Source organism: Pseudomonas sp. 15A4, assembly GCF_016925575.1.
GTDB lineage: Bacteria > Pseudomonadota > Gammaproteobacteria > Pseudomonadales > Pseudomonadaceae > Aquipseudomonas.
On sequence record NZ_CP068986.1, the window covers coordinates 5,257,300 to 5,277,951 of the forward strand.

Here is a 20,652-nt window from a genome sequence, read left to right on the forward strand (position 1 = left end):
GATCGCAGCGCCGTTGGTGCCTTCTATATGGGAACCTTCGATATTGATCGTTCCCTGTCGCCCGCTGGAAACGTCCGCGCGGTAGGCAAGACCATTCAGGCCCCCGTCACGGTGCTGTCGCGCAGGGTAATGTCCGAGCCAAAACCTCGGACCCCATAACTGTTCCCGCCAGTGCCGGTGATCACCGTCCCGGTTGCGTCCAGACTGCTGCCAAAGGAAAGCGACGCGCCGCCAGTGGAACCGGTAATGGTGCCGCCGTTGATCAGGAACGAACTGCCCGATCCGGTGAGGACTTGCGTGCCGAACAGCCCCAGACCGTTTGTACTGACAACGTTGGCATTGTTCAGTATCGCCGAGCTGTCGGTGAGCACCAGCGCATTGCCGCTTGCGATAACGCTGGCACCCGTGATGTTGGCCACAGCACCTGGGGCACTTAGATTGACACTGCCTGCCGAACTGCCTGTATTGAGATTGACGACGCTGCCTGCACCTCCACCGTTGATCGACAGCGTTTGCGCGCCGTTGTTAACGGTGAGAGTAGAACCGGTGGCCAGGGTCCATGATTCGGGCGTGTCGCCCTGATTGACCTCGGTAGACTCGCCAGGTACCAACGCGCGCGCCTGGGCTACGGCACTGATGCACAGGGCCAGAGAAATGAAGGTTGAGGGTTTGAAATATCGAGAGGAGATAAAACGCGATTCGGCCATGACCTGCTCCTTGGGAATAAACGCCATTCCCGCGGAACCATCTATTTAAACGCCGCAGGATAAGGGCGCGAAGACTACATTCTTCAAATCCACATCTGATGTAGGACGTTTCCTAACCTTTTGAGCGTAGCTTCCTACAATGCACTTCGCCTGCCGTTTACCGCCTGATTTGGCAACCTGACGGTTCAAAGACCAAGGCCGCGTGACGCGGCCTTGGTGGTATCAAACGACTCAGCAAGATGCAAATTTCAGGTTGCCCCGAACTTAACAGCCGCACCCTTTCAACGTTGCACGACGACGCGAATTGGGAGGGCAAAAACCGGCCGAATTCGTCGCTGATGCCCTGATAAGCATTTCGCCTTTCATAGGCGGCGTGGTATCCGACTCATATGTCAGCTTGATCGAACCATTGGTTCCGACTGGCTTGATGTGAGTCTCAAAGGGCCCGAATACTATACTAAAGCCATTGAGAGCTTCGGCCTCGGTAATCGCCTTATCGGTCTCCAGTGGCGTGCCCACCGGGTAGTTACCGACTTTATCGGTGTAGCACTGCCAAGTGAAAGTAAGCGTTTCACCGCCCTTCAACAGCGGAGTATTCGCCGGGATCTCGACGGCAACGTCTTGATTCGCACCGATGAATGAATTGCAGTTAAGAATGGGAGCCCCGCCTGTAGCGGATCCCGCATCAGGAAACTCCGGATCAGCTAGCTTGATCGGCAAGGCCGCACTGACATCGACCAGGGTAGGAACGCACATCTCAATGTTGCCCTTATCATTCATACGTCCGACAGTGTAGAAGACCGGCACATTGGTCCCGCTTGGCAGGTTCTCGATGGCGTCCCACGCGACCGTGAATTTATAGGGGTCGGTCGTGTCGTCGACCGGACCGAATTCGGCTACCTTGTGCTCTAGCGAAGACCAGTACAGCACCATCTTTTCCTGTGGGCCGATAGGTGCATACAGAGCCACGGTAACTTCTACCGGTAAGTCTATGTCGCCCTCGTTAAGCTTGTTATCTGCGGCCGACGCGCCGGTACCCTTCACCAGTACTTGGGGAAGCCTCGTATTTACGGGGTTCGGGCGGTCAGGGTTTACCGGTCCAGGCACAAAAAAGTCGACATTAATGATCGCTTCGGGGGATTCGAACGTCCTGTTACCGCGTTTGACGACATACGTGACGGACGTAGGCAGCTCGATGTTGGTGCTGCCGTAGGCCGGCGCAAGCATTGATTCATACGGGACGTTCAGCACGATCTTGGCCGTCGGCTGGGTGACTTCGTGGATACTCTTCATTGCGGCAGTCCCCCAGGTCAACTCGACCTTATCGCCTTCCAAAGCGTTGGTGTAAGGCGCGATCTCAACGAGGGTTTCCGTACCCGAAGCAATGTCAGCAAGATTCAGCGTGTTGTCATTCGCGATCCTTGGCACAGTGGGAGGGGGCAGGGGAGTGCCAGGCAGTGGATTTCTGAACAGGCCGGTGATCGTGTCATCGGCGCGCGGCCCGTGATTTCCCACTTTGTCGCGCAGCCGGTAGGAGACATAGATAAGCCCGTCCAGCAGACCTTCAAACTTATCAGCTGGAATTGTGATTTGACGGTTCTCATCCATTGAAGCGCGATGAGTCGGCTCGGTGGGACTGGTGGCAGGCATGTGGACATATATATCCACGGCATCCCCAAGTTGCTCGTCCGGGTAATCCGGGATTAGTACCTCCACACCACCATTCGTGGTCAGATACTCTCCAGTGATACCGCCATCTGTCACCGCCTGGTCAACGAAAGTGAGTTTGTCCGGCGACTGATTGTTAGCAGGCGGCGTTTTATCGATGATGATCTGAGTAAGGTCCGACTCCGTAAGGATGCCGTTGTCACTCGTAACGGTATAACGAAGGTCGTACGTGCCCTCGACTTTGAAATTATCCTTCGACAACTGCAACGTCTTTGGAAAATCGGCCGCATCTAGAGGCCCTGGGAGATCAATCGCGGGCTGAGCCGGTTGCCAGACGCTGGAGGTTTGCAACTTCCATTCAAATTGCAGGACATCAATTTCGCCCGTTTGCGCTGTGTTTGGCCAAATACCGATCTGGATGTCCATGTCCCTTTCTTGCTCATCCGCCGGAACCAAACCGGCGAACTCCGACTCTGGCCACCAGACGGGTATCACCGGCGCGACGAGCGTGTCACGAGCCTGGCTTGCTCTCTTCTGGGTTTTCAGTTTATTGACACTGCGTTCGAGCGCATTCGCGAGAACAATGGATCGTTTGGTTGGTTTGCTGCTCATGTCGTTTCTCCTTGAGTTGACTCGCGCCCGTGCCGCCCGGCGCGTCCTTTGTTTCCGGGTTACCTCCCACTACTGCCACGCCCGATTGCCTGAAACACGCGGGCGATAAAACGCCTGACCTTGCGGCAGGCGCTGCATCCGCCAGCCAACGTCGCGTCAGACTGCATGGCCAACGTCGTCGGCCCGCAGATCTCGCCGCTGGGCAACTGGCGATCGATCTTCACTAGCCCTTCGTAGGACGCGCCCGACTGCCCGCCGACTTTCGTCAACCGGTAAGTGGCCAGCGCCGATCCGTTGAGGATGGGTTCGATGTGGGGAGTGAAAGGCTCGACCAGAATGTCCATGTAACCGTCGGTCACGTTCTTCACGCTGACCGTTCGGGCAAACACGCCCTCGGTGCCCGCAATCGGATCGTTGCCGTTCAACGTGTGATAGCCCTGCCAATACAGCGTGATCTGGTCCTGGTACTCGAACAGGTTACGAACGAAGGTGACCCGTACCGTAATGCCGTTCCAGGGCTCGTTAGCGCAGTTGATGTAACCGTCGATGTCCGCTTCCGGAAAATCGGGCTCGGGGAGATCGCCCCCGGCAGCGGCTTCAGCGCAACGGTAGCGGGCGTTTCACGGGAGAACGAGTCCGTCTCGTTGCCGGCAAGGTCTCGTACTTTGTAAGTGGCGTAAAAATCGCCATCCCGGTCCGGTGCGCGCACGGCGTCGCCGGGCAGGCTGATGCGGATATCGTCTGCATCGATCTGCGCCTGGGTCACCGTCACGCTGGCCACAACCGACGTCGTTGGCGGGTTGTCCTGTGACCAGTAAAGGTCAACGACATCGCCTTCTTTCGCGTCGAGATATACAGGGCTCGGCAGGCGCAGCTCTACCTGATCGCCATGACTTGCCAGGTACGCTTCGTTGATCACCCCGTCTACAAGATCAATGGGTAACAACAAGGCCAGCAACTGCTTGTCGTAGCTGGGCGGGCGGGTGTCGATGGTGACGGTGCGCTGATCGGAAAGTGCAACCGCGCCAGCGTCGTTGGTGACCGTGTACCAGAGTTGGTATTGGCCATCCGGCTGCAAGAGTTCCTTGTCGAACGTGAGTAAAACAGGGAACAAGAGAGGATCGACGGGGCCTTGGAAACTGGCGCTTGCCACAGGCAGGTTATCGGACTTGCCGCTCCAGAAGAGCTCCAGCAGGTCGGTCTCGCCATCCATCGCCGGCAGCGCCCACAGCGGCACCAGCACCTCTAGATCATTGGTCTGGGTCCCCGTCGCAACGAGGCCTAGCGGATCATTCGGATCAATAATCGCTGGCACCTGGGGCGCCGCCAGATTGATCTTCGAAATGTTCGGTGGTCGCCGCATCAGCGGCTCTTTACTCCTGTCCTTGGCCATCCCGTCCTCACCTCGTCCGATGAAGCGTTCTCAGCCGACACTCGCCGACTGAGCTCACGCAACAAGGCTTTATTGAGAACCGAATGGGCCAGGCTGACTACTGTCAGAAATGACAGTTCCGGCCACCGCCGGTCGGCTGACGAGGCACTGCCATGCAGAACGGAAACAGCAAAAGCAGGGTCACACCAGACTGTCGTCGATCACCAGCACGACCTTGCCGGACACCTGATTGGTGGCGAGCTCTGCGTAGGCCGCTTCGGCTTCGCTGATCGGAAAGCTGCGCGCCAGTTGTGGCTTCAAGCGGCCTTCGGTGAACAGCGGCATGACGTGCTGGCCCAGATCGCTGAGCAGGTCGGCCTTGAACTGGTCGTCGCGGCTGCGCAGGGTCGAGCCGAGGATATGAATGCGTTTGCCCAGCACCTTTGCGAAATCCAGCTCGGACTTGCTTCCGCCCATCAGCCCGATCAGCACCAGACGACCGTCAACGCCGAGCACCTTGAGGTTCAGCGCCGCATAGTTGGCGCCCACCGGGTCAAGGATGACGTTAAAAGGCGCAAAGTCGTTCAGCGCGTCGAGGTTCTCGTTGCGCAGCACACCGCCCTGGGCGCCGAGGGATTCGCAATACGCCAGCCGCTCCGCCGAGCCGACGGTGACCCAGACCGGGTTGCCGAAGGCCTTGCACAGCTGAATGGCAGCTGAACCAACGCCACTTGCCCCGGCGTGCAGCAACACTTTTTCGCCGGGCTGGAGGCCGGCCAGCTGGAACAGATTCAGCCAGGCCGTAGCGTACACCTCGGGAATCCCCGCCGCTTCGTGCAGCGAAATTCCTTCAGGCACCGGCAGCACATGCCGGGCGTCGACCACCACTTCTTCGGCCATCGCCCCGCCCGCAACCAGCGCGCACACGCGGTCGCCGACTTCCCACGCGGTGCCCGGGCCGACCTCGGCAATCACCCCGGAACATTCCATGCCGAGGATTTCCGTGACACCCGGCGGTGGCGGGTAATGCCCCGAGCGTTGCAGCAAATCGGCACGATTAAGTCCGGCGGCTGCCACCTTGATGCGGACTTGTCCTACATCCAGCGTCGGCGATGGCTCTTCAACCCATTCCACACGACCTTCAACGCCTTGCAATGCTTTCACGGTGCCTCCATAGTGAGTCTTGACTGAGCCCGATGTGCCTCACGGCCACTGGGCTTTTTGCATTATGCGACCGTGTTCTGACCGAACCGGCGACCTCCAAAGACGGCCTAATATGCGTTATCAATTGTCCCCGCGTCGAATCAGCATGAAGCATTTTTTACCCAGCACCACCCTTGCATTACTCATTGGCCTGACTGTCCTGCCAATGTCGGCCAGTTCGTTCGCCGCCAACAGCTGGGATAATCTTCAACCTGATCGCGATGAAGTCATCGCCAGTCTGAATGTCGTGGAGCTGCTCAAGCGCCACCACTACAGCAAGCCGCCGCTGGACGACAAGCGTTCGGAAATCATCTATCAGAGCTACCTCAAACTTCTCGATCCTGCGCGCAGTTACTTCCTCGCCAGTGACATCGCCGAGTTCGACAAGTGGCGATTCCAGTTCGACGACTTCCTCAAAAGCGGCGACCTAGCCCCAGGTTTCACTATCTATAAGCGTTATCTGGACCGCATCAAGTCGCGTCTGGATTTCGCCCTGGCGCAGTTGAACAAGGGGGTCGACAAGATCGACCTGAACACCCAGGAAACCTTGCTGGTTGATCGCAAGGACGCGCCATGGGCCAAGAACGAAGCCGAACTCGACGACCTCTGGCGCAAGCGCGTCAAGGATGAGGTTCTGCGTCTGAAGATCGCCGGCAAAGACCCGGCGAAGATTCAGGAAACCCTGACCAAGCGTTACAAGAACCAACTCGCGCGTCTGGGCCAGACCCGCAGCGAGGACGTGTTCCAGGCGTACCTGAACACCTTCGCGATGTCCTACGATCCGCACACCAACTACCTGTCACCGGACAGCGCGGAAAACTTCGACATCAACATGAGCCTTTCCCTGGAAGGGATCGGCGCTGTCCTGCAGAGCGACAACGACAACGTCAAGATCGTCCGCCTGGTGCCGGCCGGCCCTGCCGCCAAGACCAAGCAAGTGGCAACCGCCGACAAGATCATCGGCGTCGCCCAGGGCGACAAAGAGATGGTCGACGTGATCGGCTGGCGTCTGGATGAAGTGGTCAAATTGATTCGCGGTCCGAAAGGCTCGGTCGTGCGTCTGGAAATCGTCCCGGCCAGCAATGCGCCAAGCGACCAGACCACCAAGATCGTCTCGATCACCCGCGAAGCGGTGAAGCTCGAGGAGCAAGCGGCGAAGAAGTCCATCCTGCACCTGAATCAGGACGGCAAGGATTACAAACTGGGCGTCATCGAGATTCCTGCTTTCTACCTGGACTTCAAGGCCTACCGCGCCGGCGATCCCGAGTACAAGAGCACGACCCGCGACGTCAAGAAACTGCTGACCGAATTGCAGTCCGAGAAAGTCGACGGCGTGGTCATCGACCTGCGTAACAACGGCGGTGGTTCGCTGCAGGAAGCCACCGAGCTGACCAGTCTGTTCATCGACAAAGGCCCGACCGTTCTGGTGCGTAACGCCGACGGCAAGGTCGATGTACTGGAAGACGAAAACAGCGGTGCGTTCTACAAAGGCCCGATGGCCTTGCTGGTCAACCGCCTCTCGGCCTCGGCTTCGGAGATTTTCGCCGGCGCCATGCAGGACTATCACCGCGCGTTGATCATCGGCGGCCAGACATTCGGCAAAGGCACCGTGCAGACCATTCAGCCGCTGAACCATGGCGAACTGAAACTCACGCTGGCCAAGTTCTACCGGGTTTCCGGCCAGAGCACCCAGCATCAGGGCGTGCTGCCGGACATTGGTTACCCGTCGATCATCGACACCAAGGAAATCGGCGAAAGCGCGCTGCCTGAGGCGATGACCTACGACACCATCAAGCCGGCGATCAAGCCTGCGGTGGATCCGTTCAAACCGTTCCTCGCCCAGTTGCAATCGCGTCACGACGTGCGTTCAGCCAAGGACGCCGAGTTTGTTTTCATCGAAGAAAAACTCGCGCTGGCGAAGAAGCTGATGAGCGAAAAAACCGTCAGCCTCAACGAAGCCGAGCGCCGCAAGCAACACGCCGACATCGAGAGCCAGCAGCTGGCGATGGAAAACGTACGTCGCAAGGCCAAAGGCGAAGAGCCGCTTAAAGAGCTGAAGAAAGAAGACGAAGACGCACTGCCTTCGGACGATGACAAGACCAAGCCAGAGGATGACGCCTACCTGGCCGAAACCGGGCGTATCTTGCTCGACTACCTGGGCTTGAGCGGTTCGGTGGCAAAGAAGTAAGCAGCATGAAACATGACTAAATGATGGCAAATCGTCATCAAATAGTCATGAATCTGTCGTGAAATAGCGGGGCTCGGCGCCACAGGCGTCCAGCCCCTTTTTCTTGCCCCGAGATTGCCATGACCGTGACTGAACAGCTGGGCGCTTTGAGTTCGATCCTGACTCACGGCGACTTGCACAGCCTGTTCCAACCGATTGTGTCGCTGTCGGATCGGCGCATTCTCGGCTACGAAGCCCTGACTCGCGGCCCTTCCAACAGCGCGCTGCATTCCCCTCTGAACCTGTTCGCCGTGGCCCGTCAGGCCGGGCGCCTGAGCGAACTGGAACTCGCCTGCCGCGAGTCGGCCTGTCGTCGCTTCAGCCAACAGAAGCTGGAGGGCAAGCTGTTTCTCAACATCTCGCCGGAGTCACTGCTGGAAGCCTCGCACCCGCCGGGGCGCACCTTGCAGCTGTTGCAACGCTACGGGATCCCGCCTAGCCGCGTGGTCATCGAGCTGACCGAGCAGACACCAACCGATGACTTCGGTCTGCTCTACAACGCGCTGTATCACTATCGGGATATGGGCTTTTCCATTGCCCTCGATGACTTGGGCGCAGGCTATTCGAGCCTGCGGCTGTGGTCCGAGTTGCGCCCGGATTACGTGAAGATCGATCGGCATTTCATCGATGGCATTCATCAGGACGCGGTCAAGCGCGAGTTTGTCGGTTCCATGTTGCAGATGGCCAAGGCCTCGCGGGCGCTGGTGATCGCCGAAGGCATCGAGTTGCAGGAAGAACTCGCCGTGTTGATCGACATGGGCGTCGAGTTGGTTCAGGGCTATTTGCTCTGCCGACCCCAAGAGTTTCCGCCCCGGGACGCCCGTGCGCTGCTGCCGAAAATCGACCCGGCCGCCGCGACCCTCACCGAAGAAACCAGCGACCTCAGCGCCCTGCTCAACGAGCAGCCGGCGGTGGTGCAGACCACGCCCACGGCCACAGTGCTGGAAGCGTTTCGAAAGCAGGCCAATCTCAACTCGCTGGCAGTGCTGGATGAGCAGCATCAGCCGATCGGCATCGTCCACCGCCACTCGCTGTCGGACGTACTGCTGCAGCCGTTCGCCACCGAGCTGTATGCGCGCAAGCCCATTAGTCGTCTGATGAGCGACGACTTTCTGGCTGTCGAGCTGAGCCATTCGCTGCAGCAGGTCAGCCGACTGATCACCAGTCGGGCGCGGCAACGCATCGAAGAAGATTTCATCATCATGCAAAACGGCACCTACCTCGGGCTGGGCCGAGTCATCGATGTGCTCAAGTTGATCACCGAGGTGAAGATTCAACAGGCGCGCTACGCCAATCCGCTGACCCTGCTGCCGGGCAACGTGCCGATTCAGCAATGCCTGACCCGGCTATTGCAGCAGGGCCGCGAATCAATGATCTGCTACGTGGACATCGACAGCTTCAAGCCTTTCAACGACATCTATGGCTACGGGCGCGGCGACGAGGTGCTGCTGTGCCTGGCGCAATGCCTGAACGACCGGATCGACCAGAGTCGCGACTTTGTCGGCCACATCGGCGGCGATGATTTCCTGATGGTGCTGGGCTCGGACGACTGGCGTAAACGTTTGTCCATGCTGCTGGAGGACTTCCAGAACCAGTGTCGACGCTTCTACCGCGCCGAGCATCTGGAGGCCGGTTGCTTCGTGGCACTCAACCGCCAAGGCCAGCGCCAGGAATTCCCGCTGCTGTCGCTGTCCATCGGCGTCGTGCACCTCTATCCGGAAGTCTGCACGACGCTCGACGCCAGCCAACTCGCCGAACTGGCCTCACAGGCCAAGCACCACGCCAAGGAGGTGATGGGTGCGAGTGTGCATGTGATCAATACGCGAGAGGCGGAGGTGATGGCGACGTTGAATCAGGCGGTTTTGGGGTGAGGTGCCGGTATTATGAAATCGGGTTGGGGGTGGGAGTCAGTCTCGAAATCCCGAGTGCGACACTGACCCTGCAGGAGCGAGCTTGCTCGCGAAGGCGTTCTTTCAGCCGCTAAACTTCCAGCGAGCGTAATGGCCCCTTCGTGAGCAAGCTCACTCCCACAGGTCCGAGATCAAACCTTGACCCTAAGTCAGCCTTGATCACTTCCAAGGATCCGCGATCAGACCGGAATCCCGAGTACAGCTCAGATCACGTGGGAGCGAGCTTGCTCGCGAAGGCGATAGCGCGGCGAACCGGGAATCAGATGCCTGCTCTACTCCGGCTTCGCCGGTTGCGGGTACTCATATTCGAAGACTCGCGCCACTTCCGAGGCGTGCCAGGAGGCAGCAGCGATGCCGTCGGAGGGGCCGGAGAAACGGCCAAGGCGTTCGACGCATTCAAAGAATCCGGTGCGTGGCAGGCGGCTGGCGCCCTGGCTGATCACCAGCGCGCTGCGCAATGGCTGCTCGGCGCGGGCGTCGAGGGCGGCGAGGTGTTCAAGGGCGGCGGTCAGGGTTTGCATGGCGGGGGTGGGCAACTGCAACCGCTCAAGCAATGCGCGATAGGTCACCAGATGACGCTGACGACGGGCCAGGTCCAGTTCGGCGAGCAACCCGTCCCAATGCTGGCGACTGATGCGCACGCTCATGCCTCACCCCGCCAGCCCGCAACACCCAGCTCCCACGCCAGACTACGGCGAATGGCCGCGTCCGGCTCACGGGCGCCGCTTTCAATCAGGTTCAGATAAGACGGGCTGATGCCGACTGCGCGGGCCAGCTGCGCTACTTCCAGGCCCTTGGCCTCGCGCAGGGCACTTAGCTGATCGAAAGAAGGAAGGTCAACTGCGCTAGCAGGCTGTTCGCGACGGCCCTCAGTGTGAGTGGCAGACTCGGACTCCGGGCCATGCGCAACCCCCGCCGCACGCAACAGGGCCTGATACTGCGCCCATGGCAGCACCGCATATTCCGGCTCTCCATCGCGCGAAATAACCTGAAGATCCATACCAACACCCCTGTAGGACAAAAACGCGCTTTACGTAGTATTTTTCTAAGTATGGGCGGCATCTTAACAGCGGTCAGCGACGACTGGCGTGTGCGGAGTCAATGAGTGCTGCCGCCGCCACTGATAAGCCACGCAAGGCCGTCTTCAAATCTTCTTCTCATGCTCCAGCAAGACCGGCGTCGCCGGCAAACGCTCAACCACCGCGAGCTTTTCCGGGTTCTGCAACGCGCGCCAGGCACGAAACGCGCTGAGCTCGGCTTCGAGGTGCTTCATCACCCACGCCAGCACGGCGATGTCATCCAGCATCCCCAAGCCCGGAATCCAGTCAGGAATTGCATCCAGAGGGCTGATGAAATACATCAGGCCGGCCACGATCGAGAGAATCGCCTTACCGCTGATGGCGCGATATTCCCCGCGCCAGTAAGCCAGGCACAACGCTTGAAGCAGTTTGAGATCGTCTTTTATCTTCCCCAGTCGACCGCCTTCACTGGCCGTTTTGCCTGCCACGGCAAACAGCAATGCGGGCAAACGACCTGCCGCCATCAAGCGCTTGGCCATGGGCAGATAACGAATGAGATTCCAGGGTGCTTTCATATCTACTCCACAATTACCGATAAAAATCGACCTGCTGTCTCACGTGTATCGTACTGAAGCCTACCGACTCGGCAGCCGATTCCGCGCCCAAAGGTTATCCACACAAATTGTGGATAACCTTGTGAACAGACCTGCTTTTCGAGCCCGGAACGCCCGTTCTACCGGGCCTGGGCTTAGATCGCGCGTTTTTTACACACATAAAAACCCGCAAAAACCGTTGACTCATTCTGTCTGTGAGGCTAGCCACGGCCCAATAAATGACTCTCAGCCTCCGACAAATCCCGGCTTAACACCCGCTGACTGCCCGACATGGGACTCTGCCCGCTCAAGCCGGTTCGATCAAATCGCCCCGGAAATGAAAATGCCCCGTCGAGACGGGGCATTTCTTTCAAGCGGTAATCAGTCTTTCGAAAGATTACTTCTTGGCGGCTGGCTTGGCCGGTTCGGCGGCCGGGGCAGCCTCTTCTTCTTCATCAGCGCCGGCAGCAGCATCATTGGCGCCTGCAGCAGCAGGGTCCTTGATGCCCAGCAGTTCCAGGTCGAAGACCAGAACCGAATTCGCCGGGATGGTTGGGCTAGGGCTTTGCGCGCCGTAGGCCAATTCGCTAGGGATGTAGAGTTTGACCTTCTCGCCAACGTGCATCAGCTGCAGACCTTCGACCCAACCCGGGATCACGCCGCTCACTGGCAGATCGATCGGGCTGCCGCGTTCAACAGAGCTGTCGAACACTTTACCGTCAGTCAGCTTGCCTTCGTAGTGAACAGTCACGACATCAGTTGGCTTCGGTACTGGACCGTCGGCTTTCTTGATGATTTCGTACTGCAGACCGGAAGCGGTGGTGGTGACTTCCTTACGCTTGCCGTTTTCTTCGAGGAACTTCTTGCCGGCGGCTGCCGACTCTTCGCTCATCTTGGCCATGCGCTCTTCAGCGCGCTTTTGCAGGTCGCCAAACGCTGCAACCAACTCTTCGTCTTTGAGCTTCTGCTCTTTCTTGCCAACGGCGTCTTCGATACCCAGCGCTACCGCTTTGGAATCCAGATCGTCCATGCCTTCCTGAGCCAGGCTTTTGCCCATGTTCAGGCCGATGCCGTAAGAGGCTTTCTGGGCCGGGGTTTTCAGCTCAACGGTGCTGGCTTGCTTGTCACAGCCCGCGAGTACCAGACCGACCAGGGCAATCGCCGCTGCCAACCGATGCTGTTTCATTCTGTTTCCTTGTTCATGCGCCAATAGGGCAAACGAGTAAAGCCGCGAGCTTATCAGGCTGCCGCGATCAATGGCTACCGGCATGAGAGGCAGAAAAGGCAGATAAGTTCAGGTATCCAAAGGTTTTCTTGTTTGATCGAGAAATCCGTTCAGTTACGGTTCAGTCGCCAACCACAAGGTGAGCGAACGGGGCTAATACACGTCCCGCAGGTAGCGCTTTTGCTCGGTCAGACAGCGCAACTGTTCGGCCGCTTTTTCCAGGCTGACGCCGCCTTGTTCGCTGATCACGCGACGCAGCGCCTGATCGACATCCCGCGCCATCCGCGAAGCATCACCGCAGATGTACAGGTGCGCGCCTTCCTCCAGCCATCGCCAGAGCTCGGCGCCCTGTTCCTGTATGCGCTGTTGAACATAGATTTTCTCCGCCTGATCCCGGGAAAACGCCAGGCTCAGCCGGGTCAATAGGCCGTCCTGCTGCAGGCCTTGCAGTTCGTCGCGGTAGTAAAAGTCGGTGGCCTGATGCTGCTCGCCGAAAAACAGCCAGTTACGGCCCCGGTCGCCGCGCGCGCGCCGCTCCTGTAGAAACGCCCTGAATGGCGCCACGCCGGTGCCCGGACCAATCATGATCATCGGCACATCCCCATCCAGCGGAGGGCGAAAATGCCGCGTGGGTTGCAGGAAAATCGGCACCTCGCAATCGCCCGCACGATCCGCCAGAAAGGTCGACGACACGCCTTTACGCGATCCATAGCGCACGGCGGAAACCGTCAGGTGGACTTCATCGGGATGCGCCTTGGCGCTCGACGCGATGGAATAAAGCCGGGGCTGAAGGGGCTTGAGATGGTCAAGCCATTCCTCAGCAGAGCAGGCGATAGGGAACTCGCGCAACACGTCGGCGAGCTGCCGCCCCCACAGCCAGTCCTTCAGCTCGCTTTTGAAGGGTTCGGTGAGCAGGGTTTTAAGGTCGTTGCTGCCGTTTCGCTCGGCGATGAATGCCAGAGTGTCTGCACCCGGTCGCGCGATTTCATATTGCTCGGCCAACGCCTGACCCAGCGGCACGTCGCTAGCCTTCAGGCCACGCACCGGTTGGTCGGCGTTCAGCCCCGTGAGTTCGAGCAGTTCGTTCACCAGCTCAGGGCAGTTGCGCGGCCAGACCCCCAAGGCATCGCCCGCCTCATAGGTCATGCCCGAGCCTTCAAGGCTCAGCGCCAGTTGCCGCGTGTCCTTGGCGGCACCGTCGGCGTTCAGCCGCCGGTTGAGGGACAAACGCGCGTAATGGGGCTGCGTCCGTGACGGCTGATTCCCAAAAACCGGTGCGTTGTCGACCATTGAAGGAGTAGGAAGATTCAGCGACAGGGCCTGCTGCAACCCTGTGAACCAAGTGTCTGCGTGGGCTTGGTAATCGCCATCGCACTCGACTCTGGGGAGCAGTGACGAAGCGCCTAAGTGTTGCAGGCGCTGGTCGAGGTTCTTGCCGTGTTGGCAAAAGCGGTCATAACTCGAATCACCGAGCGCCAGCACGGCGTAACGCAGCGACTCCAGAGGCGCTTGCCGGGCAGCCAGTGACTGCCAGAATTGTTGCCCGTTGTCGGGAGATTCGCCATCGCCAAACGTGCTACTGATCAGCGCGACGTTCTGCAGCTGGTCCAGACGCTCGGAAGAAAAACTGTCCATCGCCGCCACCTGAACCGGCACACCGGCAGCCTTCAACTGCTCGCCAAACCGCCGGGCCAACGCTTCGGCATTCCCGGTCTGGGATGCCCACAGCAGCGCCAACTGCAGCGCATGGTCGGGTGCAATCTCGTTCTCGGGCTCGGCTTGGGGCAAATCGAGGAAGCGATGCCCGATCAGCTCGACCTTGCGCAAGGCGATCGCGCAGTATTTGAACTCGGGCTGTCGGGAGATCGGGTCGACGGCGTCGTTGGTCACGGCGTTGATGGCCAGCTTTTCGCCGTACACGTCGTTCCAGTGAAAGGGCGCGAAGCAGTTGCCCGGCAGCACGCGGTCGCTGATCACCGCAGGCAACACCGCCAAGCCTCGTACGGAACGGATTTCCACGCCATCCCCTTCGCGGATGCCCAGCGCAAGGGCATCGTCGGGGTGCAGCTCGACGAACGGCCGCGCATTGAGCGCGTTCAGTGTCGGCACTTTCCCGGTCTTGGTCAGCGTGTGCCATTGGTGTTGCAGGCGGCCGGTGTTGAGCACCATGGGAAATGCATCGTTGGGCAGTTCAGCCGGCGCCATGTGCGGACGTGGGAAAAATACCGCTTTGCCGTTTGCGGTGGGAAAAAGGATCGCAGGACGTATCGCTGTCTCAACGGGTCGTGCGTCGGTATCGCTGAGGTAACGAATCGGGTTGCGTGTACGCTCGTCGTCCGGCCCGCACGGCCACTGCACCGGCTGATCCCGCAGCCGCCCATAGCTGGCGCCACGAATGTCATAGCCTGTGGAGGGGTTCCACGCCTGTTTGATTTCCTCGAACACCTCCTCCGCCGAGGCGTAACTGAAGGCGTCGGCGAAGCCCATTTCACAGGCGACCCTGGCGATGATCTGCCAGTCGGGCAAGGCCTGGCCCGGCGCATCCACCGCTTTTTGCGTCAAGTTCAGATTGCGTTCGGAATTGATCATCACCCCTCCGCTTCGGCCCAGAGCGCGCCCGGCAAAAGGATGTCGGCGTAGCGGTTGGTCTCGGTGTCGATAAAGGCGTCTTGGGCGATGACCAGCTCGGCGGCCTTAAAGGCGTCGATGACCGTGGCGCGGTTGGCAACGCTGGCCACCGGGTTGGTGCAGATGATCCAGCAGGCCTTGATCACGCCGTCGCGCATCTGCTCAAACAGGTCGATGGTGCCGCCGCCGGGTGAGTGCGGGATGCTGCCCTCGGGGATGCGCCAAAGGTCTTCAATGAAGCGGCGGTCGGCGTCCACCAGTACCGAGCGCTGTCCGGGAAGTCCTGGGCCCATGTAGCCCATTTCCCTTCCGCCCATGGCATTCGGTTGGCCGGTCAGGGAAAACGGACCGCTGCCGGGCCGGCAAATCGCTCCGGTTGCCAAGTGCAAGTTGCACAGCGCATTGGTGTTCCAGGTGCCATGGGTGCTCTGGTTGAGGCCCATGGTCCAGCAACTCATCCACTCTTGCGCCGCGCCGATCATCCGCGCGGCTTGACGGATTTCTGCTTCGCCCAGGCCGGTGATCTGCGCGACGTACGTGGGCGAGTACTCGGCGAGGAAGTCGGGCATGGCGTCCCAGCCCTGGGTGAACGAGGCGATGAATTCGGCGTCGGTATCGCCGTTCTCCACCAGCAGATGCAGCAGGCCATTGAGCAGCGCAAGGTCAGTGCCGGGTTTAATCTGCAGGAACAGCCCGGCCTTGTCGGCAGTGGCGCTGCGCCGGGGGTCGACGACGATCAACTTCGCCCCGGCCTTGACCCGATCCATCATGCGCAGGAACAGGATCGGGTGACAGTCGGCCATATTCGCGCCGATCACGAAAAACAGATCGGCCTTGTCGAAATCATCATAGGACCCCGGCGGGCCGTCCGCGCCCAACGAAAGCTTGTAGCCGCTGCCCGCGCTGGCCATGCACAGCCGCGAGTTGGACTCGATATTGGCGGTGCGCACGAAACCTTTGGCGAGTTTGTTGGCCAGGTATTGCGCCTCAAGGGACATCTGCCCCGAGACGTAGAACGCCAATGCGCCCGGGCCGTCGCGATCCAGAATCCCACGCAGGCGCCGGGCGGTTTCGCTGATCACGGCGTCCATGTCAGCGCGCACCGGCTCGTGGCTGCGCTGATGGCGGATGTATGCAGACTCCATCCGACCCGACTCGGCAATCGCCTGGCCGCAGGTGGTGCCTTTGGTGCACAGACGGCCGAAATTGCTTGGGTGAGTCTTGTCGCCGGCCACCTTGATGACTCGGTTGTCCTCGACCTGCATGACGATGCCGCAACCGACGCCACAATAAGGACACACGCTCTTTACGCTGCTGCTCGCCATATTCCGTTTCCTGAAAGCAAAAAAGACGCCCTGTTCTCATCCGTTGAAAAACGGAGAGCACACGGCGCCTTTGTCGTGAATATGGCAATCGGCGTTGATTGCCTGTGGACACGGTGTTGCAAACGACAGGCCAGCCTGGCCGGAAGACGTGCAGCGGACGGTTTCGGGCGAATTCTGCTCACACGATCAAAGGGCGTTGAGCTTCACAGTGGGGCGCACCAGGGTAAATCGCACCCTTTTCGAGCCGGAACCGTTCGCTATTGAGGGCGATGAGATCGGCTTACGATCACGCTTCTGACCCGTCAAACCTTCGCGTCTGGCGGGAACGAAAGGCATCCGACACCTGGACATTCTTCACTGGCACAGCCATTGCTACGTCCCTTATCAAGTCCAGCCTGAACACCCGGTTGGCAGCCCTGGCCGGTCAACGCAGACCGCCAGCCGTTCGCGGCATCGGGCTCACCAGGTTGGCGTCGACACTGTGGTCGGGCGGCAACCCTTAAAAGAACAGGCAAAGGCGCCTGGAACCGAGAGGTTCCGGGCGCCTTTTTTGCTTTCGAAAAACCTGATTGGCCTTGGCCGGGACTCGATATGACCACCACAGTCGCCCCACTCAACGACGTCCAAACCCTGATCGTCATCGGCAACGGCATGGTGGGTCACCACTGCGTCGAACAACTGATCGCCGCCGGCGCCCTTGAGCGCTACCGCATTCATGTGTTCGGTGAGGAAGGCCAGCGCGCCTACGACCGCGTGCATCTGTCCGAATACTTTGGCGGTCGCGACGCCGAGTCACTGGCGATGAGCGCTGCTTCCTTATATGAGCAGACCGGGCTTGCGCTGCACCTGGGTGTACCGGTGCTGGAAATCGACCGGGTGGGGCGCGAAGTGATCACCGCCAAGGGCCGCTTTGGTTACGACAAGCTGGTGCTGGCGACCGGTTCGTATCCTTTCGTGCCGCCCATCGAAGGCGCTGAAGGCAACTCGCGGCTGGTCTACCGCACCTTGGACGACCTCGACACCATCCGCGCCGCCGCCCGCCAGGCGAAACGCGGCGTGGTGGTCGGCGGCGGGCTGTTGGGACTGGAAGCGGCCAACGCGCTGAAGTCCCTGGGCCTGGAAGCCCACGTGGTGGAATTCGCGCCGCGCCTGATGCCAGTGCAGCTGGATGACCACGGCGGCGCGGCCCTGAAGGCGCGCATCGAAGCGCTGGGCGTTGGCGTGCATCTGTCTCGCGCGACGCAATCCATCAGCGCGGGGGAGGAATACCGCTACCGGATGAATTTCGCCGGCGATGAATTCCTCGAAACTGACCTGATCGTTTTCTCCGCCGGCATCCGCCCCCAGGACGCCCTCGCCCGTCAGTGTGAACTGGCGCTGGGCCCGCGCGGCGGGATCGCCATCGACGAACATTGCCGCACCAGCGACGCCGACATTTTTGCCATCGGCGAATGCGCGGCCTGGAACGGCAGTGTTTTCGGCCTCGTCGCGCCGGGTTATCAAATGGCGCGCAATGTCGCCGCGCAGTTGTGCGACCTGACCGCCGAGCCGTTCTTCGGCGCGGACATGTCGACCAAACTGAAACTGCTCGGCGTCGACGTCGGCTCCATCGGCGATGCCCATGGTGCGCTGACAGGTTCGCGCAGCTACCGATTCATCGATGAGGCCAGTGGCAGCTATCGCCGATTGGTGGTGTCCGCCGATGGCAAACAGGTGCTCGGTGCGGTGCTGGTGGGCGACAACAGTTATTACGACACCCTGCTGCAATACGCACAGAACGGCATCAAGCTGCCCGCCGATCCATCGAGCCTGATCCTGCCCCACAGCGACGGCGCGCCAAGCCTTGGCGCCGATGCCCTGCCCGCCACGGCAACCATTTGCTCGTGCCACAACGTCAGCAAGGCCTCGATCTGCTCGGCCATCGACGGCGGTTGCACGGACCTCGCCGGGCTCAAAGCCTGCACCAAGGCCGCCACCGGGTGCGGCGGTTGTGCGGCGCTGCTGAAAGGCGTCTTCGAGCACGAACTGATCGCCCGCGGCGTTACCGTCGATAAAAGCCTGTGCGAGCACTTCGCCTTTACGCGTCAGGAGCTGTACGCCTTCGCCCGTGTAGAAAACATCGAAAGCTTCGACGAGATGCTTGCTCGCCACGGTAAAGGCCATCTGGGTTGCGACATCTGCAAACCCACCGTCGGCTCGATCCTCGCCTCGTGCTGGAACCGGCCGATCATGGACCCGTCGCTGGTGCCACTGCAGGACACCAACGACACCTTCATGGCCAACATGCAGAAGAACGGCACGTACTCAGTGGTGCCGCGCATCCCGGCGGGTGAAATCACCGCGGACGGCTTGATCGCCATCGGCGCGGTCGCGAAGAAATACGACCTGTACACCAAGATCACCGGCGGCCAGCGCATTGACCTGTTCGGCGCGCAGTTGCACGAGCTGCCGGACATCTGGGCCGAGCTGATCGCTGCCGGATTCGAGACCGGCCATGCCTACGGCAAATCGACACGGACGGTGAAGTCCTGCGTCGGCAGCACCTGGTGCCGTTACGGCGTTCAGGACAGTGTGCAAATGGCGCTCAACATCGAGGACCGCTACAAAGGCCTGCGCTCGCCGCACAAGCTGAAGTTCGCGGTGTCCGGTTGCACCCGTGAATGCGCCGAAGCCCAGAGCAAGGACATCGGCGTGATTGCCACGGAGAACGGCTGGAATCTGTACGTGTGCGGCAACGGCGGCATGCGCCCGCGCCACGCCGAGCTGTTCGCCACCGATCTGGACGACGAGACGCTGATTCGCTACATCGACCGGGTGCTGATGTTTTACATCCGCACCGCTGACAAGTTGCAGCGGACGTCGGTCTGGCGCGAGTCCCTTGAGGGCGGGCTGGATTTTCTGAAAGCAGTGGTGATCGAGGACAGCCTTGGGCTCGCTGCCGAACTGGAGGCGCAGATGCAGTTGGTGGTCGACCGTTATGAGTGTGAGTGGGCGAACGCGCTGAAGAGCCCGGAGAAACTCAAGCGCTTCCGCACATTCGTCAATGACAAGGGCGCTGACCCGGACATTCATTTCGTCAAGGAGCGCAGCCAGCGTCGTCCAGCTCGCGCTGAAGAGTTGAATCTGATTGCCGCTGTGGAGGTTGCACGATGAGCCAGGCCAATGCTGCAGTGATGGAGATGCCGAAGACTCAGGTGTGGCGCGCGGTGTGTGCCCGTGAGGATCTGGTGCTGAATTCCGGCGTGGTTGCGTTGGTGGGCACTGCGCAGGTGGCGTTGTTTTATGTGGCGTCCATTGGCGGCGCGGCGCAGTTGTTTGCGGTGGACAATCGCGATCCGGCCACCGGGGTGAATGTGATTGGGCGGGGATTGGTTGGCAGTCTGGGCGGGGATCTTGTGATTGCTTCGCCTTTATATAAGCAGCATTACCGGCTGAAGGACGGAACGTGTCTGGAGGATGCGGCACTGCGGCTGCGGACCTGGCCGGTGCGGCTGGTGGGCGACGTGGTCGAGGTAGATGTCGGATAAGTTCGCTGAGTCTGGATCCGCGGCGTGGCTTAGAAAGATCCAGGGCGTCTGCCTAACGGCAGACTGTTTCGCCTTCGGCGAGTTACTTGGAAAAGCACCCCAAGTAACCAAGGGTGCCTGCTCTCGGTTGGGCCCGACTTCGTCGGGTTCCTTCACTCCGGTCTCGCTCCGTGGGCCCGCGCCGAACGGACATCCATGTCCTGACGGCGCTCTCGCCGCATCCATGCGGCTCGGCCCACTGCGCGAGACCTGCGTTCAGCCTGCACCCAAGTCGCGATTGGTGGTGCCTGAACTTCTTGTGTTTGAAGATCAAAATCAAAGGCAGGTGCAGATGCAGAGCGAAAGCTTCCCGGCTAAAGCCGGTCCTACAGTCGGAACCAATCTCACTGAATGCACGCGCTGCTTTTAGTGGGACCGGCTTTAGCCGGGAAGGGGCCAGCCCAGGCGCCGACAGTATTGCTGATCAGCCACACTTCCTGTGGGAGCGAGCTTGCTCGCGAATGCTTTATCTCAAACTTATTTCTGATCGTTCCCACGCTCCGGGTGGTAACACCGCCCCGGACGCTCTGCGTCCTGCAGGCGACGCTCATTCAAGCCTGGGCAAGTTGACGCGGAGCGTCATTAACAGTGTTACCA

13 protein-coding genes and 1 pseudogene are annotated in these 20,652 nt (G+C 60.1%); 4 read left to right on the top strand and 10 right to left on the bottom strand.

All coding sequences use genetic code 11. The features are described from left to right. Positions 1–95: 95 nt before the first annotated feature. From JN403_RS23245 to JN403_RS23265, 5 genes are all read right to left on the bottom strand, one after another. On the bottom strand, positions 96–707 hold the full coding sequence (locus JN403_RS23245; RefSeq protein WP_205484495.1) for a hypothetical protein: 612 nt from the start codon (positions 705–707) through the stop codon (positions 96–98). A gap of 264 nt (positions 708–971) precedes the next feature. Further along, a complete protein-coding gene (locus tag JN403_RS23250; RefSeq protein WP_205484496.1) occupies positions 972–2,987 on the bottom strand; it encodes a hypothetical protein in 2,016 nt (671 codons plus the stop codon). A 59-nt stretch (positions 2,988–3,046) separates the two neighbouring features. Then, on the bottom strand, positions 3,047–3,412 hold the full coding sequence (locus JN403_RS23255; RefSeq protein ID WP_205484497.1) for a hypothetical protein: 366 nt from the start codon (positions 3,410–3,412) through the stop codon (positions 3,047–3,049). Continuing rightward, positions 3,409–4,380 carry a hypothetical protein gene (locus tag JN403_RS23260; protein ID WP_205484498.1) on the bottom strand — a complete coding sequence of 324 codons (972 nt, stop codon included), beginning with the start codon at positions 4,378–4,380 and terminating at the stop codon, positions 3,409–3,411. The genes JN403_RS23255 and JN403_RS23260 overlap by 4 nt, the downstream gene beginning before the upstream one ends. A gap of 180 nt (positions 4,381–4,560) precedes the next feature. After that, on the bottom strand, positions 4,561–5,523 hold the full coding sequence (locus tag JN403_RS23265) for an NAD(P)H-quinone oxidoreductase (protein WP_205484499.1): 963 nt from the start codon (positions 5,521–5,523) through the stop codon (positions 4,561–4,563). A gap of 145 nt (positions 5,524–5,668) precedes the next feature. Here JN403_RS23265 and JN403_RS23270 point away from each other — a divergent pair, with 145 nt between their 5' ends. After that, a complete protein-coding gene (locus tag JN403_RS23270) occupies positions 5,669–7,750 on the top strand; it encodes a carboxy terminal-processing peptidase (protein WP_205484500.1) in 2,082 nt (693 codons plus the stop codon). A gap of 119 nt (positions 7,751–7,869) precedes the next feature. Beyond that, a complete protein-coding gene (locus JN403_RS23275) occupies positions 7,870–9,660 on the top strand; it encodes a bifunctional diguanylate cyclase/phosphodiesterase (protein WP_205484501.1) in 1,791 nt (596 codons plus the stop codon). Positions 9,661–9,971: 311 nt separating this feature from the next. Here the strand turns inward: JN403_RS23275 and JN403_RS23280 are convergent, their stop codons facing one another. From JN403_RS23280 to JN403_RS23300, 5 genes and pseudogenes are all read right to left on the bottom strand, one after another. Further along, complete coding sequence (locus tag JN403_RS23280) at positions 9,972–10,346, bottom strand: hypothetical protein (RefSeq protein WP_122537481.1); 375 nt, start codon at positions 10,344–10,346, stop codon at positions 9,972–9,974. After that, positions 10,343–10,699 carry a helix-turn-helix transcriptional regulator gene (locus JN403_RS23285; protein ID WP_205484502.1) on the bottom strand — a complete coding sequence of 119 codons (357 nt, stop codon included), beginning with the start codon at positions 10,697–10,699 and terminating at the stop codon, positions 10,343–10,345. Before JN403_RS23285 ends, JN403_RS23280 begins: the two co-directional genes overlap by 4 nt. A gap of 144 nt (positions 10,700–10,843) precedes the next feature. Then, positions 10,844–11,293, bottom strand: coding sequence for a YkvA family protein (locus tag JN403_RS23290; protein WP_122537479.1), 450 nt, complete (start codon positions 11,291–11,293; stop codon positions 10,844–10,846). A 415-nt stretch (positions 11,294–11,708) separates the two neighbouring features. Continuing rightward, on the bottom strand, positions 11,709–12,497 hold the full coding sequence (locus JN403_RS23295) for an FKBP-type peptidyl-prolyl cis-trans isomerase (protein WP_037013885.1): 789 nt from the start codon (positions 12,495–12,497) through the stop codon (positions 11,709–11,711). A gap of 192 nt (positions 12,498–12,689) precedes the next feature. Next, positions 12,690–16,489, bottom strand: a pseudogene (locus tag JN403_RS23300) (bifunctional nitrate reductase/sulfite reductase flavoprotein subunit alpha). Positions 16,490–17,080: 591 nt separating this feature from the next. On the opposite strand from JN403_RS23300, the gene nirB reads away from it, so the two are divergent. Together nirB and nirD are read left to right on the top strand one after the other, a co-directional pair. Beyond that, positions 17,081–19,642 carry a nitrite reductase large subunit NirB gene (gene nirB, locus JN403_RS23305; RefSeq protein WP_205484504.1) on the top strand — a complete coding sequence of 854 codons (2,562 nt, stop codon included), beginning with the start codon at positions 17,081–17,083 and terminating at the stop codon, positions 19,640–19,642. Further along, entirely contained in the window at positions 19,639–20,016 is a 378-nt protein-coding gene (gene nirD / locus JN403_RS23310; protein ID WP_205484506.1) for a nitrite reductase small subunit NirD, read from the top strand. Before nirB ends, nirD begins: the two co-directional genes overlap by 4 nt. Positions 20,017–20,652 lie beyond the last annotated feature (636 nt).

Excerpts from the sequence above, each read along its gene's own strand:
- JN403_RS23245 (WP_205484495.1), bottom strand. The coding sequence starts at position 707 with ATGGCCGAATCGCGTTTTATCTCCTCTCGATATTTCAAACCCTCAACC.
- JN403_RS23250 (WP_205484496.1), bottom strand. The coding sequence starts at position 2,987 with ATGAGCAGCAAACCAACCAAACGATCCATTGTTCTCGCGAATGCGCTC.
- JN403_RS23260 (WP_205484498.1), bottom strand. The coding sequence starts at position 4,380 with ATGGCCAAGGACAGGAGTAAAGAGCCGCTGATGCGGCGACCACCGAAC.
- JN403_RS23270 (WP_205484500.1), top strand. The coding sequence starts at position 5,669 with ATGAAGCATTTTTTACCCAGCACCACCCTTGCATTACTCATTGGCCTG.
- JN403_RS23275 (WP_205484501.1), top strand. The coding sequence starts at position 7,870 with ATGACCGTGACTGAACAGCTGGGCGCTTTGAGTTCGATCCTGACTCAC.
- JN403_RS23280 (WP_122537481.1), bottom strand. The coding sequence starts at position 10,346 with ATGAGCGTGCGCATCAGTCGCCAGCATTGGGACGGGTTGCTCGCCGAA.
- JN403_RS23285 (WP_205484502.1), bottom strand. The coding sequence starts at position 10,699 with ATGGATCTTCAGGTTATTTCGCGCGATGGAGAGCCGGAATATGCGGTG.
- JN403_RS23290 (WP_122537479.1), bottom strand. The coding sequence starts at position 11,293 with ATGAAAGCACCCTGGAATCTCATTCGTTATCTGCCCATGGCCAAGCGC.
- JN403_RS23295 (WP_037013885.1), bottom strand. The coding sequence starts at position 12,497 with ATGAAACAGCATCGGTTGGCAGCGGCGATTGCCCTGGTCGGTCTGGTA.
- nirB (WP_205484504.1), top strand. The coding sequence starts at position 17,081 with ATGACCACCACAGTCGCCCCACTCAACGACGTCCAAACCCTGATCGTC.
- nirD (WP_205484506.1), top strand. The coding sequence starts at position 19,639 with ATGAGCCAGGCCAATGCTGCAGTGATGGAGATGCCGAAGACTCAGGTG.